At 72.9% G+C, this 15,703-nt stretch carries 14 protein-coding genes; 9 read left to right on the forward strand and 5 right to left on the reverse strand.

Features of this window, described 5'->3' with window-relative positions; translation table 11 throughout:
• Positions 1 to 37: 37 nt before the first annotated feature.
• Positions 38 to 1,261 carry a serine hydrolase domain-containing protein gene (locus OG500_RS31070; protein WP_327070140.1) on the forward strand — a complete coding sequence of 408 codons (1,224 nt, stop codon included), beginning with the start codon at positions 38 to 40 and terminating at the stop codon, positions 1,259 to 1,261.
• 75 nt (positions 1,262 to 1,336) lie between these two features.
• Here the strand turns inward: OG500_RS31070 and OG500_RS31075 are convergent, their stop codons facing one another.
• The 3 genes from OG500_RS31075 to OG500_RS31085 all read right to left on the reverse strand — a co-directional run bounded on the left by OG500_RS31075 (position 1,337) and on the right by OG500_RS31085 (position 4,289).
• Positions 1,337 to 1,705 carry a DUF779 domain-containing protein gene (locus tag OG500_RS31075; protein ID WP_327070141.1) on the reverse strand — a complete coding sequence of 123 codons (369 nt, stop codon included), beginning with the start codon at positions 1,703 to 1,705 and terminating at the stop codon, positions 1,337 to 1,339.
• A 31-nt stretch (positions 1,706 to 1,736) separates the two neighbouring features.
• Positions 1,737 to 3,242, reverse strand: a complete 1,506-nt coding sequence (exaC, locus tag OG500_RS31080) for an acetaldehyde dehydrogenase ExaC (RefSeq protein ID WP_327070142.1) — start codon at positions 3,240 to 3,242, stop codon at positions 1,737 to 1,739.
• 99 nt (positions 3,243 to 3,341) lie between these two features.
• Positions 3,342 to 4,289, reverse strand: coding sequence for a terpene synthase family protein (locus tag OG500_RS31085; protein ID WP_327070143.1), 948 nt, complete (start codon positions 4,287 to 4,289; stop codon positions 3,342 to 3,344).
• Between the two features lie 326 nt (positions 4,290 to 4,615).
• Between OG500_RS31085 and OG500_RS31090 the strand changes: the two genes are divergently transcribed.
• From OG500_RS31090 to OG500_RS31125, 8 genes are all read left to right on the forward strand, one after another.
• Positions 4,616 to 6,607, forward strand: coding sequence for an AAA family ATPase (locus OG500_RS31090; protein ID WP_329584859.1), 1,992 nt, complete (start codon positions 4,616 to 4,618; stop codon positions 6,605 to 6,607).
• Positions 6,562 to 7,587, forward strand: coding sequence for a hypothetical protein (locus tag OG500_RS31095; RefSeq protein WP_329584862.1), 1,026 nt, complete (start codon positions 6,562 to 6,564; stop codon positions 7,585 to 7,587). Before OG500_RS31090 ends, OG500_RS31095 begins: the two co-directional genes overlap by 46 nt.
• A gap of 138 nt (positions 7,588 to 7,725) precedes the next feature.
• Positions 7,726 to 8,874: an aldose epimerase family protein gene (locus OG500_RS31100; protein WP_327070145.1), complete on the forward strand. Its 1,149-nt coding sequence runs from the start codon at positions 7,726 to 7,728 to the stop codon at positions 8,872 to 8,874.
• Between the two features lie 118 nt (positions 8,875 to 8,992).
• Complete coding sequence (locus OG500_RS31105) at positions 8,993 to 11,461, forward strand: sensor histidine kinase (RefSeq protein ID WP_329584865.1); 2,469 nt, start codon at positions 8,993 to 8,995, stop codon at positions 11,459 to 11,461.
• Positions 11,458 to 11,862: a roadblock/LC7 domain-containing protein gene (locus OG500_RS31110; protein WP_327070147.1), complete on the forward strand. Its 405-nt coding sequence runs from the start codon at positions 11,458 to 11,460 to the stop codon at positions 11,860 to 11,862. Before OG500_RS31105 ends, OG500_RS31110 begins: the two co-directional genes overlap by 4 nt.
• Entirely contained in the window at positions 11,859 to 12,260 is a 402-nt protein-coding gene (locus OG500_RS31115; RefSeq protein ID WP_442789263.1) for a DUF742 domain-containing protein, read from the forward strand. Before OG500_RS31110 ends, OG500_RS31115 begins: the two co-directional genes overlap by 4 nt.
• Position 12,261: 1 nt before the next feature.
• A complete protein-coding gene (locus OG500_RS31120; RefSeq protein WP_327070148.1) occupies positions 12,262 to 12,828 on the forward strand; it encodes a GTP-binding protein in 567 nt (188 codons plus the stop codon).
• Positions 12,829 to 12,852: 24 nt separating this feature from the next.
• Positions 12,853 to 13,989 (forward strand): FAD-dependent monooxygenase, encoded by a 1,137-nt coding sequence (locus OG500_RS31125; protein ID WP_329584868.1) that lies wholly within the window; start codon positions 12,853 to 12,855, stop codon positions 13,987 to 13,989.
• 7 nt (positions 13,990 to 13,996) lie between these two features.
• On the opposite strand, the gene OG500_RS31130 is transcribed toward OG500_RS31125, so the two are convergent.
• Positions 13,997 to 14,773 carry a G1 family glutamic endopeptidase gene (locus OG500_RS31130; protein WP_329584872.1) on the reverse strand — a complete coding sequence of 259 codons (777 nt, stop codon included), beginning with the start codon at positions 14,771 to 14,773 and terminating at the stop codon, positions 13,997 to 13,999.
• Positions 14,774 to 14,916: 143 nt separating this feature from the next.
• Positions 14,917 to 15,681 (reverse strand): G1 family glutamic endopeptidase, encoded by a 765-nt coding sequence (locus tag OG500_RS31135; protein WP_329584875.1) that lies wholly within the window; start codon positions 15,679 to 15,681, stop codon positions 14,917 to 14,919.
• Positions 15,682 to 15,703 lie beyond the last annotated feature (22 nt).

The following is a 15,703-nucleotide window of genomic DNA, read 5'->3' on the forward strand; positions in this document are numbered from 1 at the left end:
GGAATCGGCGGGGCGAAGACGGCGGGATGGACGCGCGGTGGTGGAGATCTGGGGCGAGACGGCGCCGGGGTACGAGCCGGTGCGGGCGGCCTTCGAGCGGAACTTCCGCGACTACGGCGAGCTCGGTGCGGCCGTGGCGCTCTATGTCCGCGGGCACAAGGTGGTGGACCTGTGGGGAGGCGACGCGCGGCCCGAGGTCGGCGGCCGGCCGGCGCCCGCGGTGGCCTGGACGGCGGACACCGCCCAGGTGCTGCGCTCGGTGACCAAGGGCTGCACGGCCGCCGTCGCGCTGCTGCTGGCCCAGCGCGGCCTGCTCGACCTGGACGCGCCGGTGGCCGGGTACTGGCCGGAGTTCAAGGCGGCCGGCAAGGAGCGGATCCCGGTGCGCTGGCTGCTCTCGCACCGCGCCGGGCTGCCCGCGCTGGACACCCCGCTGCGGGTGGAGGACGTGCTGGCCTGGGAGCCCGCGGTGGCCGCCGTCGCCGCGCAGGCGCCGGCCTGGGAGCCGGGCAGCGCGCACGGCTACCACCCCTACACCTTCGGCTGGCTGGTCGGCGAGGTGGTGCGGCGGGTGAGCGGACGCACGGTGGGGCGGTACTTCGCCGAGGAGATCGCCCGGCCGCTCGGCCTGGACCTGTGGATCGGGCTGCCGGGCGGAGCCGCGCCCCGGGTGGGCCGGCTGGTGGACCTGCCCGCGCCGCCGGTCGCCGTCGGTGAGGGGTCGGGCGGGCTGCGACTGCGGCCCAAGCGCTCGGTGGTGGCCGCCTACCAGGACCCGGCCTCGCTGACCGCCCGCGCCTTCGGGGCCGTCGAACCGCGGCTGGACCTGAACGACCCGGCCGTGCAGGCCGCCGAGATCCCCGGCGCCAACGGGGTCGGCACGGCCCGCGCGGTGGCCCGCTTCTACGCGGCGCTGATCGGTGCGGCCGACCGGCCCGGTGGCCCGCCCGGGCAGCCGCTGCCCGCGCTCTTCTCGCCCGCGACGCTGGCCGAGGCGGTGGGGCCGGCCGCCGATGGGCCCGACCGGGTGCTGATCGTCAACTCGCGCTTCGGGCACGGTTACTTCCGGCACAGTTCGACCTCGCCGATGACCTCGCCCGCGGCCTTCGGACACCCGGGGCGCGGCGGAGCGCTGGGGTTCGCCGATCCGGAGCTCGGGCTGGGCTTCGGCTACGTCACCTGCGGGATGCAGCCGGGGGTGACCGGCGACATCCGCTCGCGGGGGCTGATCGCGGCCGTGCGGTCCTGCCTCGCCGCCTGAGGGCGCTCCCTCCGGGGGTCCCTCCGGGAGGCCCGACGGTGGGCCGCCCGACGCGAGGCCGGGCGGCCCACCGGTTCAGCCGAGTTCCGCCGTCTCCTGGTCGGTCAGCAGCCGCGAGCGGGTCAGGAACCGCTGCCCGGTCGGCGTCTCCAGCGAGAAGCCGCTGCCGCGCCCGGGCACCACGTCGATGGTCAGGTGGGTGTGCGACCAGTAGGCGAACTGGTCGCGGGCCATCCAGACACCGACCGGGTCGCGCAGCCCGGTCACCGTCAGCTCGCCGAGCAGCACATCGCTCTCGGAGGTGCGGAACTCCCCGGCGGGGTAGCACATCGGCGCCGACCCGTCGCAGCAGCCGCCGGACTGATGGAACATCAGCGGCCCGTGCTCCAGCGCGAGTTCGCGCAGCAGCTCGGCCGCCGCCGCCGTGATCGCCACCCGTGCCATCAGCGGGTCCCGCCCGTCGCAAGCCCGTTCATCAGAAGAAGCCCAGTGCCTGCGGCGAGTAGCTGACCAGCAGGTTCTTGGTCTGCTGGTAGTGGTCCAGCATCATCTTGTGGGTCTCGCGGCCGATCCCGGAGTTCTTGTAGCCGCCGAAGGCCGCGTGCGCCGGGTACAGGTGGTACGAATTGGTCCACACCCGCCCGGCCTGGATCGCCCGCCCGGCCCGGTAGGCGGTCGAGCCGTCCCGGCTCCAGACGCCCGCGCCCAGCCCGTAGAGCGTGTCGTTGGCCTGCGCGATGCCGTCCTCGAAGTCCTCGAAGCGGGCCACCGCGACCACCGGTCCGAAGATCTCCTCCTGGAAGATCCGCATCCCGTTGTGGCCCTCGAAGACGGTCGGCGCCACGTAGTAGCCGCCCGCCAGATCGCCGCCGAGCTCGACCCGTTCGCCGCCGGCCAGCACCTTGGCGCCCTCGGCCTGGCCGATCTCGATGTAGGAGAGGATCTTCTCCAGCTGGTCGTTGCTGGCCTGGGCGCCGACCATGGTCTCGGTGTCCAGCGGGTTGCCCTGCTTGATGGCCCGCACCCGCTCCAGGCCGTCGCCGAGGAACCGGTCGTAGACCGACGACTGGATCAGCGCCCGGCTGGGACAGGTGCAGACCTCGCCCTGGTTGAGGGCGAACATGGTGAAGCCCTCCAACGCCTTGTCGTAGAAGGCGTCCTGCTCGGCCGCGACGTCCGCGAAGAACAGGTTGGGGCTCTTGCCGCCCAGCTCCAGGGAGACCGGGATCAGGTTGGCGCTGGCGTACTGCATGATCAGCCGGCCCGTGGTGGTCTCGCCGGTGAAGGCGATCTTGCGGATCCGGCTGCTGGAGGCCAGCGGCTTGCCCGCCTCCACGCCGAAGCCGTTGACCACGTTGACCACCCCGGCCGGCAGCAGGTCGGCGATCAGCTCGATCAGGACCAGGATCGAGGCGGGGGTCTGCTCGGCGGGCTTGAGCACGACCGCGTTGCCCGCGGCCAGGGCCGGGGCGAGCTTCCAGATCGCCATCAGGATCGGGAAGTTCCACGGGATGATCTGGCCGACCACGCCCAGCGGCTCGTGGAAGTGGTAGGCGACGGTCTCCTCGTCGATCTGCGAGAGCGAGCCCTCCTGGGCCCGGATCGCGCCGGCGAAGTAGCGCAGGTGGTCGATGGCCAGCGGGATGTCCGCGGCCAGCGTCTCGCGCACCGGCTTGCCGTTCTCCCAACTCTCCGCGACGGCGAGCAGTTCGAGGTTGCTCTCCATCCGGTCGGCTATCCGGTTCAGCAGCAGCGCCCGCTCGGCGGGGGAGGTGCGGCCGAAGGCGGGCGCGGCGGCGTGCGCCGCGTCCAGGGCCAACTCGACGTCGGCGGCGCTGGATCGGGCGACCTCGCAGAAGACCTGACCGGTGACCGGGGTCGGGTTCTGGAAGTACTGGCCGCGGACCGGCGGCACCCAGGCGCCGCCGATCCAGTTCTCGTAGCGGGACTTGAAGCTGGTGGGCGGCTGAAAGATCGTCAAGTCCGGTTTCTCCTCGCCAGGCGGTGGCCGACTGTGGCGTGCTCTGGGCACCCTAGCCGGGCGCGGGCTGATCGGCTACGGTGTGTACCGAAGTGCTCACTAGGGCTGGTAGCGGCCGGTGCCGCTCTCCCAGCTCAGGTAGCCCGAGAGCCAGGCGGTCAGGCCGTCCGCGTAGCGCTGCGCGGTCTGGCTCTGGTCCGGTCCCAGTTCCAGTTCCCGGTAGGTGCGCGGCAGTTCGTCCACCAAGTGGGTGTAGCGGTCCACCATCAGCTGGGCCTCGGCCAGCACCACCGAACCGGCCTCCTCCAGCGAGCAGCCGCGTTCCTGCTGCACGATCATCACCAGGTTGTTCACGTCGCCGCGGGGTGCCTCCTGCGGGTAGGAACGGATGTCGTTGCTCAGCGAGGGGATGTCGGCCACGAGTTGGCGCAGCTGCTTGAGCGGGGGGCTGTGGAAGGCGGCCGGCGCCACCTCGAAGCGGCCCAGTCGCTCGACCATGTCCAGCACCGACTCCATCGCCGCGGTGCCCCGGCGCAGGATCAGGTAGGCCTCGCGGTCGGGCAGCCGCCCGGCCCGCCGGCCCGCCGCCTCGGCCGGGTGACTGGCGAAGTAGGACTCCCAGTTGTAGGTGGCGCGGGCCCGCCAGCGCGGGGACATGCCGCGGCTGATCCGCTGCCAGAGGTCCTCGAAGGCGCGGGCGCAGGGGGTGTCCTCGGGGGCGGGCGTGCCGTGCAGCACGCCGATCAGCCGGTCGCAGAGCTGGGCGACCGCGGCGGGCTGGTAGCCGAGCGGTCCGTCGAACTGGTCGTCGAAGAGGAAGTAGAACCCCATCAGGTCGGTGGCCAGCGCCAGCTCCTCGGCCGTGCAGTCGGGGTAGCTGAGGGCGGCCAGGTCGGGCACGTCCCAGCGGTCGTACGCCTCGGGTGTCAGCGCACTGCCGAGCATCCGGTGCTCGGCCAGCCAGGCCCGGTGATGGGTCTCGGCGTCAACCCGGTGAGGGTTGCGGCGGTAGGGGTAGGGGACGTCAAGGGTGGTTGCATCGGACATCGGACTCCCGGGAGGTGAGGGCCGGTCGTACGGGTGACGCCTGCTTTGGGTGGCGCCGTGAGTCGTGCCATGATCCCTGGGTCGCCCGGGCCGCAGGGTAGCCGATCACACCATCGGATGGCCTGACTGTCGCAGCAATTGCCCGCGGCACCTGCAGTTGAACCATCATCAGAGGCGCTACCTGCGCGAAGAGACGGCGTCGGGCCCGTAACGGCGCTAGCCTCACGGAAAGAGCTCGTGGCATCGGCAGGAGTGCGCGAAATCCGGCAGCGCGCGACTCGACGCGCAAGCTGGGGCAGGCCCGGGAGAGGCGGAGGGGACCGACGGTGAGCGAACGGGAGAACGGGCAGGAAGCGGACGAGGCGCCGGCGCTCCCGCGACTCTATGAGCGCGAGGCCGCGATCGGCGCGGCCAAGGCGGCGATCGACACCCTGGGGCGGCAGTTCGCGGCCGGCGGCATCGAGCTCGGCTCGCTGCTGCTCTACAGCGGCAAGCCGGGCCTGGGCAAGACGAGCATGCTGCGCCAGGTCAGGATGCTGGCCGGACGCGAGGGCCTGACCGTGCTCAGCGGCCGGGCCGGTGAGCAGCGCGGCAACGAACCGTACTACCTGCTGCGCCAGTTGCTGCTGCCCGAGCTGCTGCGGCTGGACCCCGAGCAGCGCCGCGAGGTGCTCGGTCCCTGGCACGAGGTCGCCGGGCCGGCGATCGGCCTGGCGGTCCCCAGTGGTGAGGCGGCCGACCCGCAGAGCGTGCGGGTCGGCCTGGACTACGTGATGACCCAGCTGGCCCGCCTCAGGGCGCCGTTGGTGATGCTGGTGGACGACCTGCAGTGGGCGGACCTGGAGTCGCTGGGCTGGCTGGAGTCCTTCGCGCAGCGCTGTCCCGAGCTGCCCGTGCTGCTGGCCGTCGCCTGGCGCTCGGGCGAACTGCCCGAGCAGGCCCAGGCCTTCCGCGCCCTGGTGGCCGGCAACTCGCACCAGCACCAGGAGTTCCAGGGACTGCAGCCCAAGGCCACCGAGAAGCTGGTCCGCGAGGTCTTCCCCGAGACCGCCGAGGACTCCTTCTGCCGCCAGGTCTGGGCGGTCACCGACGGAAACCCGTTCCTGGTCAACGCCCTGCTGGCCAAGGTCCGCGAGAGCGGCATCGAGCCGGTGCACGAGAACGTGCTGCTGCTGCACGACCTGGCCGCCGAGGCGCAGGGCATGGACCGCGAGTACTGGCTGGGCAAACTCGGGGTGAACACCTTCAACTTCGCCCAGGCCGCGGCGATGCTCAACACCCAGATCGCGATCCCGGTGGCGACCAGGATCGCCGGGATGACCCCGGCCGCCGCGGCCGAGGCGATCGCCGAACTGCGCCGCCAGCAGGTGCTCTACGGTCCGGCCGACGGCCCCTTGGAGTTCGTCCACCCGCTGCTGGCCACCTCGCTCTACAAGTCCATCCGGCTGGGCATGCGCACCGCGATGCACGGCAAGGCGGCGCAGGAGTTGGAGCACGCCGGGCGCCCGTTGATGGAGTCCTCCCGCCATCTGCTGGAGACCCACCCGGAGGGCGATCCCGAGGTGGTCGCCAAGCTGCGCCGGGCCGCCCGCGAGCACCTGGCGGTCGGCGCCCCGGACGCCGCGGTGCGCTGCCTGGACCGGGCGCTGGCCGAGCCGCCGGAGGACGAGGACCGGGCCGAGGTGATCTACGAGCTGGGCTGCGCCACGCTGCTCACCGACCCGGTCAGCACGGTCAACCAGCTGCGGCTCGCGCTGGACGACCCCGGCCTGAGCAGCGGGCTGCGGGTGGACGCGACCTTCCGGCTCTCCGAGGTGCTCGCGCACAGCGGCCAGCTGGTGGCGGCGGCCGAGGTCACGTTGGCGGAGGCCGAGCGCACCGCGCCGGGGCCGGGACGGACCAGGCTGCAGGTGGCCCACTTCATCTGGGCGGCCTTCCAGCGCGAGGAGGCGGACGGCCCGGCCCGCTCCGCACGGCTCGCGCAGCTCAGCGCCGAGCTGACCGCCGCCGACCCGGCGGGTGACGACCTGTACGCGCGCGCCGCCCGGGCGCTGCGCGCCTGGGACCTGACGCTGCAGGGCGCCGACGTGACCCAGGTGCTGGCCCTGGTGGACTCGGCGCTGCTGCCGGACGGCCGGCTGCCCGAGGGGCTGGGCTGGACCAGCAGCGTCTGGGGCCTGGAGCTGCCCGGGATCATCGGCCTGACCTACATCTACACCGACCGGCTGGACCGCGCCGAGAAGCTCTTCGAGGAGGCGATCCGGCCTTCGAGGTGGCGGGCTGGGGCGGCGGCCACCTCGGCTTCGCCTATTTCCTGATGGGTCTGGTGCGGTTCCGCCGCGGTGCGCTGGCCGAGGCGGAGGAGTTCCTGCGCAGCGCGCTGCGGATCGCCCGCCGGCTGGGCCCCGGCCTGCCGCTGCAGTGGGACGCGGTCGGCGTGCTGGCGGACACCCTGCTGGCCCGCGGCCGGGTCGAGGAGGCCTGGAAGCTGGCCGCCGACCACGACTTCGCGCCGCCCTACCACCCCACCGCGATGGTGCTGCCGGACGCGGCCACCCTCTACGGCAAGCTGCTGCTGGCCCAGCGCGACCTGCGCCCCGCGGCGGAGGTCTTCACCGAGGTCGGCGGGCGGCTGGCCGAACGCGGCTGGCACAACACCATCTGGGCGCCGTGGATCGGTCACCTGGCTCAGGCCGTGCTGCCCGAGGAGCCGGACCGGGCCCGTGAACTGGCCGCGCAGGGGGCGCGCCGGGCCAGGGAGTTCGGCGCCTCCTCGGCGGTCGGCAGCGCACTGCGGATGAGCGCGGCGGTGGCGGACGGCCAGCAGGCCGTGGAACTGCTCGGCGAGGCGGTGCGGGTGCTCGGCCGCTCCCCGGCGGGCTACGAGCACGCCTTCGCCCTGGTCGACCTCGGTGCGGCGCTGCGCCGGGTGGGTCGGCTCGACGAGGCCACCGAGCAGTTGCACCAGGGCATGGAGCTGGCCGTGGAGTGCAACGCCGACGGGCTGGTGTCCCGGGCCCGCGAGGAGCTCAAGGCCTCCGGGCTGCGCCCCAACCGGCTGCGCAGCACAGGGCGGGACGCGCTCAGCATGGCCGAGTGGCGGGTCGCCGAGCTGACCGTGGAGGGGCTCTCGCCGGTACAGATCGCCGAGCGGCTGAATGTCGCGGTGAGCCTGATCAACCGTCGGCTGGCGGCCGTGCACCGCAAGACCGGCAGCACCAGGGAGGGGCTGGCCGCGGCCCTCGGCATCCCGGGCCGGGACGCCGAGAAGCCGGGGCAGGACACCGAGGGGCCCTGAGCCGGACACCGGGAAGCCGTGACCTGGGCACCGGGAAGCCAGGCCAGGACACCGAGAAGCCGTGACCTGGACCGGACCTGACAACATTTAGGGTGGCTGCCAGCACAAGCCCGGTTCCCCAGGCCCGAGGAGCAGCAGATGGCGCCGAATCCCGCGCACCCGGTGACGGTCTCGCACGCCCCGCTGGCGCCCGGGGGTGCCGGCGCCGCCATCGAGCGCTGGACGCTGCGGGCCGGGCCCGTCGAGGTGACGGTGCTGACCCTGGGTGCCACCCTGCACGGGGTGCGGATCCCGGACCGCACCGGAGCGGTGGCCCAGGTCCTGCTCGGCACCGACGACCTGGGCCAGATCCTCGGCCCGGCCCGGCACTTCGGGGCCACCGTCGGGCGCTACGCCAACCGGATCGCGGACAGCGCGGTCACCCTGGACGGGGTGGCCCACCCGCTCGCGCCCACCGGCGGCGGGGTCACCCTGCACGGCGGCCCGGACGGCTTCGCCAACCGGATCTGGACCGCCGAGGCGCTGCCGGCGGAGGGGACGGCCGAGGGGCAGCTGCCCGGGCCTGCGGCGGGCGGCCCGCGCGCCGGCGTGCGGCTGCACCTGCACAGCCCGGACGGTGACCAGGGGTTCCCGGGCGCGCTGGACGTCTGGGTGAGCTACCTGCTCTCGCCCACCGGTGAGCTGGCCATCGAGTACCGGGCCGTCACCACCCGTGCCACCGTCGTCAACCTGACCAACCACGCCTACCTGAACCTGGCCGGCGAGGGCAGCGGCGACGTGCTCGGGCACCTGCTCACCCTGGACGCCGACGCGTACGCCCCCGTCGACGCGCGGCAGATCCCCTACGGTCCGTACGAGCCGGTGGCCGGCACCCCCTTCGACTTCCGCACCGCCCGGCCGATCGGCGAGGCGATCCACCAGGACCACCCGCAGCTGACCGCAGCCGGCGGCTACGACCACAACTGGGTGCTGCGCGCCCGCCCGCAGGACGGCCCGCCGGCGCGCGCGGCGCTGCTCCAGGACCCGGGATCCGGGCGCTCGGTCGAGGTGCTCACCACCGAACCGGGCGTGCAGGTCTACACGGCCAACGCCTTCCGGGGCGAGGTGCGCGGCGTGAGCGGGAGCGCCTACGGGCCGTACGCCGGGGTGGCGCTGGAGACCCAGCACCATCCGGACTCGCCGCACCACCCGGACTACCCGTCCACCGAGCTGAGGCCCGGCCAGGAGTTTCACTCGGTAACGATCCTGCGGTTTGCCTGGGACTTTCCCACTAGTCACATGAGATGACTAGTATCACTGCGTCAAAGTTCGTACCACAGACGGCGAGTCGTCCCTCAGCGCCGCCTTTCCCGAGGAGAATGCCCTGCGCGCGCGTCCCTCCAGAGCCAGGCGCACCCGCCTGAGCTTGCGAACCGCCCTGCTGGTCCTGGCGATCGTCCCCAGCCTCGCGCTCGCCGCGCTCTGGGCCGTCACCACCGGGCAGACCTTCTCCGACTTCCAGCGGCAGGCCGCGCAGGGGCTGCTCGCCCAGAAGGCCGGCCAGCCCTCCAACATCGTGTACTACAACCTGCAGGAGGAGCGTCGGCTCAGCGCCGAGCAGCTGGCCCAGCCCGGCAGCGTGACCGACGCGCTGACCCGCCAGCGCGCGGCCACCGACGAGGCGGTGCACACCTTCCAGCAGCTCTCCAGGGTCTCGGAGAACCACGCCCCGGCCGAGGTGCGCGACGCGGTCCGAACGGCCCAGCAGGCGATGACCCAGCTGCCGCAGCGCCGCGCGGCGGTCGACCACGGCGCCGACCAGGAGAGCACCTACTCCTTCTACACCAACCTGATCAGCGTCGACCTCAAGCTCTTCACCGCGCTGAGCCACGTCGACAACGGTGAGGTCGGCTACATCTCGCGGATCCTGGTCGACGAGTTCTGGACCAAGGAGCTCATCTCCCGCGAGGACGCGATCCTGGCCCGCAGCTGGCCCTCCGGACGGATCCCGGTGGCGGACCTGCAGACCGTTCAGCAGCTGATCGGCGCGGAGGGCTTCCTCTACAGCAGCAAGATCGCGCCCTACCTGCCGGCCGCCGAGAGCGCCGCGGCGCAGCGGATGACCAGGGGCTCGGCCTGGCAGAGCATGGCCGGCGTCGAGCAGGACCTGCTGAAGCCCGCCGCGGCCGGCCCCGACGCCACCATCGCGCTGCCGCCCGACCAGTCGCAGTGGCGCGAGTCCGTCGACCTGGTCACTCCGCAGCTGGTCTCGCTGCTGGAGGCCCGCACCGACGCGGTGGTCAGCACCGGCAAGAACAGCATCTTCTCGCTCTTCCTGCGGGTGGTGCTGACCAGCGTGATCGGCCTGCTCGCCGTGATCGCCGTGATCATCACCTCCTGGCGGCTCACCCGCTCGCTGCGGCGGCGGATCGTCGACCTGCAGGACCAGGCCGGCGAGCTCGAACGCACGCTGCCCGAGGTGGTGGAGCGGCTCGGCCGCGGCGAGCAACTGGAGCCGGCCGAGGAGAGCCGGACGATCAGCACCGAGCCGCAGGGCGGCGACGAGCTGACCAGGCTCGGCCAGGCGCTCAACGCGGCCCGGCACAGTGCGCTGACGGCCGCCGTCGCCCAGGCCGAGCAGCACCGCGGCTTCGAACGCCTGCTGCAGCGCATCGCCCGCCGCACCCAGCTGCTGATCGGCCTGCAGCTCAAGACGCTGGACGAGATGGAGCGCCGGCACGAGGACCCCGAGGTGCTGGAAGGCCTCTTCGACCTCGACCACCTGACGGCGCGCCTGCGCCGCTACGAGGAGAACCTGGTCATCCTGGCCGGCGGCCAGCCGCAGCGGCGGTGGCGCAAGCCGGTGCCGCTGCTGGACGTGCTGCGCGCGGCCCAGGGCGAGGTGCAGGACTACCGGCGGATCCTGGTCGACGTCGAGGGCAGCCCGTGGCTCTCCGAGCGCGCGGTCGGCCCGGTGGTGCACGTGCTGGCCGAGCTGATGGAGAACGCCGCGGCCTTCTCCAAGCCGCCCACGCCGGTCGAGGTGCGTGCGGCCATGGTCGGGCGGGGCCTGGCGGTGGAGATCGAGGACCGGGGCCTGGGCATGGAGCCCGAACAGTACGAGGCCGCCAACACCCTGATGCGCCGTCCGCCCCGGATGGACGTGCTGGCCCAGGCCGACGACATCCGCCTCGGCCTCTACGTGGTGGCCCGGCTGGCGGACACCCTCGGGCTGCGGGTGGAGTTCCGCCCCTCCGCCTTCGGCGGCACCCGTGCGGTGGTGCTGATCCCCGATGAGCTGGTCAGCGACGACTCCGCGGTCCCCGCGCCGACCGTGCTGGCCGCCGCCCCCGAGCCCGGCGCGCTGCCGGCCCGGGTGCGCGGGCGGGCGCTGGCCGGGGCCACCGCCGCGGTGAGCGCAGCGCCCGTGGCGGCACCGGCACCAGCACCGGCACCAGCACCGGCCGCCGACCCGTTGCCCGTACGCGCAGCGGAGCCGGTACCCGAACCTGCAGCGGAGCCCGAGACCGCGGCCGCACCCGAGGCCGATACCGAGCCCGCCCCCGGGCCCGCCCCCGAGCCCGCGGAGCTCCCCGCCGCGCGGCCGTCCTGGGCCGAGCGCCGCGCCGACCACGAGCGGACCGCCGAGACCGTCCAGCCCCCACTGCCGCAGCGGGTCCGCCAGGCCAGCCTGGTCGCCGAGCTGCGCCTGCCACAGACACCGCCGGACGGCGCCGAACCGGTCGAACCGGCCCCGGCGGCCGAGTCGCCCAGCGACGCACCGGCCCGCTCCGGCGCCGCCATCGGCGCCTTCCAGCGGCGTTCGCGCGCCGCCCGACTCGGTGACGAGACCACCGAACTGACCCCCATCCTCACCCCAAAGGACCCGTCATGACGCGCACCACCGCCACCCACCAGGACCTGGACTGGCTGCTGGACGGGTTGGTCGATTCGGTGGCCGGGACCAGACACGCCGTGCTGCTCTCGGACGACGGCCTGGTGGTCAGCCAGTCCCGTGGCATCGACCGGGCGGACGCCGAGCGGCTGGCCGCCGTCGCCACCGGGCAGCAGAGCCTGGCCCGGGGCGTGGGCACGCTGTTCGGCGGCGGCGGAGTGCGCCAGGTGATCGTGGAGCTGGCCGAGCTGTGGCTCTTCATCACCGCCGCCGGGCAGGGCACCCACCTGGCCGTGATCGCCTCCCAGGAGGTGGACGCCGAGGTGATGTCGCTGGCCATGCACACCCTGGTGCAGCAGGTCGGGCAGAAGCTCAGCACCCCGATCCGGAGCGCGGGGTGAGCCCGCACTGGAGCGAGGCGGAGCGCGAAGTCGGCGACGACGGAGCGGACTCGATGGTGCGCCCTTACACCATCACCCGGGGCCGTACCGCGCCCGAGCGCGACGACCTGACCCTGATCACCGTGCTGACGGCCGTCCCGCAGGCCGCCGAGCAGGCCGGGCGGCGGCTGCAGCCCGAGCACCGCACCATCCTGGCCCGCTGCCTGCGCCAGCCGGCGGCGGTCGCCGAGCTGGCGGCCGACCTGGACCTGCCGGTCTCGGTGACCAAGATCCTGCTGGGCGACCTGATCGCCCAGGGCCTGCTGGTCGCCCGTGCCCCGATCGCGGTGGCCCGGGCGAGCGGTGGGGTGGACCTCGGCCTGCTGACCGCCGTACGCGACGGACTCCGGAGACTCTGACATGACAGACACCCAGGCGGCCCCCGCCGCCGTCAAGATCCTGATCGCGGGCGGCTTCGGCGTCGGCAAGACCACCCTGGTGGGCTCGGTCAGCGAGGTCACCCCGCTGCGCACCGAGGAGTACCTGACCCGGGCCAGTGTCGGGGTGGACTTCCTGGACGGCGTGGACGCCAAGGACACCACCACCGTGGCGCTCGACTTCGGCCGCATCAGCATCGGCACCGACCTGGTGGTCTACCTGTTCGGCACCCCGGGCCAGGAACGCTTCTGGTTCATGTGGAACGACCTGGTCAACGGCGTGCTGGGCGGCGTGGTGGTGGCCGACACCCGGCGGCTGGACACCAGCTTCGCCTCGATCGACTTCTACGAGAGCCGCGGCATCCCCTTCGTGGTGGCGATCAACTGCTTCGACGGCGTGGACGACCGCTCCGCCGACGAGATCCGCAGCGCCCTCGACCTGGACCCGCAGGTGCCGCTGCTGATCGGGGACGTGCGCTCGCGCCCGTTCGGGCGGGACGTGCTGCTCGCCCTGGTCGACCACCTGATCAACCAGCCCGCCCTCGTCTGAGCCTCTCCCAAGGGACCACCACTGATGACCACTTCACCCCTTCGCGTGCTGATCCACGGCGGCGGCATCGGCGGCCTCACGCTGGCCACCGCGCTGGCCCGCCGCGGCCACCGGGTCGACGTCGCCGAGCTGCGCGCGGAGCTGGAGGCGCTCGGGGTCGGCATCATCCAGCCCTCCAACGCCCTGCACGTGATGCGCGAGATCGGGGTGCTCGAGGAGTGCCTGGCGGCCGGCTTCGCGTGGGAGGTGCTGACCATCTGCGACCCGGCCGGCGCCACCCTGGCCAGGATCCCGCAGCCGCGGATGGGTGACGTGCCGTCGAACAACGGCATACCCCGCCCGGCGCTGGCCCGGGTGCTGGGCGCCGCCGCGAGCGCGGCCGGAGCCCGGATCCGCTTCGGCACCACGATCGACGAGCTGCACGAGGACGCCGCCGGCGTCGGGGCCACCCTCTCCGACGGCACGACGGGGCGCTACGACCTGGTGGTCGGCTTCGACGGGATCGGCTCCCCGCTGCGCACCCGGATGTACGGCGAGCGCTTCACCCCCGAGTACACCGGCTTCGCCAACTGGCGCGTCATGCTGCCGCGGGACCCCGAGGTGGTGGGCGTGCTGATGAGCGCCGGCGACCGGAACGCCAAGGCGCTGCTCACGCCGGTCACCGAGGACCTGATGTACCTCGGCGCGGTCTTCGCGGAGGCCGCCGACTTCCGCCCCGACCCGCTGCGCGCGCACGAGCAGCTCGCCGAGCGGCTGGCGGGCTTCGGCGGTCCGGTCGCCGCCGCGCTGGCGCAGGTCACCGACCCGGCCGCGGTGGTCTACTCGCGGATCTCCCAGGTCACCGTGGAGGCGCCGTGGCACGTGGGCCGGCTGGTGCTGGCCGGGGACGCGGCGCACGCCAGCACCCCGCACCTGGCGCAGGGCGCGGCGATGGCGGTCGAGGACGCGCTGGTGCTGGCGCAGTCGCTGGACGCGCACGCGCAGCTGCCGCAGGCGCTGGCCGCCTGGGAGGAGCGGCGCCGGCCGCGGGCCATGTGGGTGCAGGCGCTGTCCCGGGCGGTCCTGCGGCAGGAGACCGGCGGGGCGACCACGCCGGCCGAGGACGAGCTGCTGAAGATCGGCATCCCCGGCGCGGCGCACGTGCTGGTCGAGCCCTACTGACCAGGGGTCAGTTGCTGCTCTTCCAGGTCACCGAGAAGGCGTTACCCGCGCTGAGCGGGGACGTGGCGGCCAGCGTTCTGCCCTGACGGGCCATGGTGACGTTCTCCGGGTTGAAGGCGCCGATCGGCTGGCCGTTGGCGGTGGCCGAACTGAAGTCGACGGTGCCGAAGTTGCTCAGCGGCAGTGGGCCGCTCGTGGTGGAGGGTGCCTCGGCGATCACCTCGGCGGAGGACAGCTCGGCGTTGAGCAGGGTCTTGTTGACCGTGTGGGTCCAGTGCTGCGTGGTGTCGGAGAGCTTGAGGGTGAAGGAGCCCTTGCCGTTGGTGGTCACCGAGGCGGTGAACTGGTCCCCGGGGGCTACGGTGTTGTAGAAGTTGACCGGGTAGGCCGGGTACATCTCGTACCAGGAGTAGTAGACCGGCTGGCCGCTGGAGCAGTCCGCCGAACTGCCGGTCTGCTCCACGGTCTTGCTGACCGCGCCGTCCAGGCCCACCCAGAAGCTGGAGTAGGTGTCCTGGTCGGTGCAGGTGACCGCCGGCTGGGTCCAGTGCGAGGTGACGCTGGTGAACTTGGTGCCGTTGGTACTGGTGGCGATGTAGCCGGACCAGTTGGTGCTGGTGCCGTGCCGCAGACCGTCCTGCGCGTTGGCCAGCACGGGCGAGGTGGCGATCAGTGGTGCGTTCGACGGCGCCGGCAGCGCGGTGGCCAGGGCGGGGACGGCGTTGGCGAGCACCGCCGCCAGGGCGGCGGTGCAGGCGAGGGCGCGGCGACGGGGGACGGGCATGGCGACTCCACCGGAAGGTTGTGTACGGACGGGGGTTGGCGTTGAGAAGCCTTATGCCCGTCTTACGGTCCGGTGATGTGACACATACTCAGAACGACCTCGTGTTTCACCCGTTCGGGTGCGCCGCCGCGCCCGACATCACCTCAGCTCTCGTTCTGCCAGGTCACCGAGAAGGCGTTGCCGCCGCTCAGCGCGGAGGTGCTGGCCAGGGTGGTGCCGTTGCTGGCCATGGTGATGTTGTCCGGGTTGAAGCTGCCGATCGACTTGCCGTTGGCGGTGGCCGAGGTGAAGTTGACCTGGCCGAAGTCGGTCAGCGGCAGCGCGCCGCTGCTGTCGGACGGCGCCTCGGCGATGATCTCCGCGGAGGCCAGTGCGGCGTTGCGCAGGGTCTTGTTCTCGGTCTTGCTCCAGCCCTGCGTGGTGTCGGAGAGCTTGAGCGTGAAGGAACCGCTGCCGTTGGTGGTCACCGAAGCGGTGAAGTGGTCCCCGGGGGCCACGTAGTTGCTGAAGTTGACCGGGTAGGCCGGGTACATCTCGTACCAGGCGTAGTACTGCGGCGAGCCGCCGGAGCAGTCCACCTCGCTGCCGGTCTGCTCGACCGAGTTGCTGCCGTCGCCGTCCAGGCCGACCCAGAAGCTGGAGTACGTGTCGTCGCCGTTGCAGCTGGCCGCGGGCTGGACCCAACTCGCGCTGACGCTGGTGAACTTGCTGCCGGTGGCGGCGTAGCCGGACCAGTTGCTGCTGGTGCTGTGCAGGATCCCGCCGTGGGCCGTGAGGTGGTTGGGGCCCACCGCCATCGGCGCGTTGACCAGGGTGGGGGCACCTGCGGCGAGGGCGGGGGCGGCGCTGGCGAGGACCGCGGCGAGTGCGGCGGCGATGGCCAGGCTGCGGCGAGGAGTTGCGGACATGGCTGCTCCCTGTGGGGGTGAG

It is taken from the genome of Kitasatospora sp. NBC_01250, from assembly GCF_036226465.1.
Taxonomy (GTDB): domain Bacteria; phylum Actinomycetota; class Actinomycetes; order Streptomycetales; family Streptomycetaceae; genus Kitasatospora.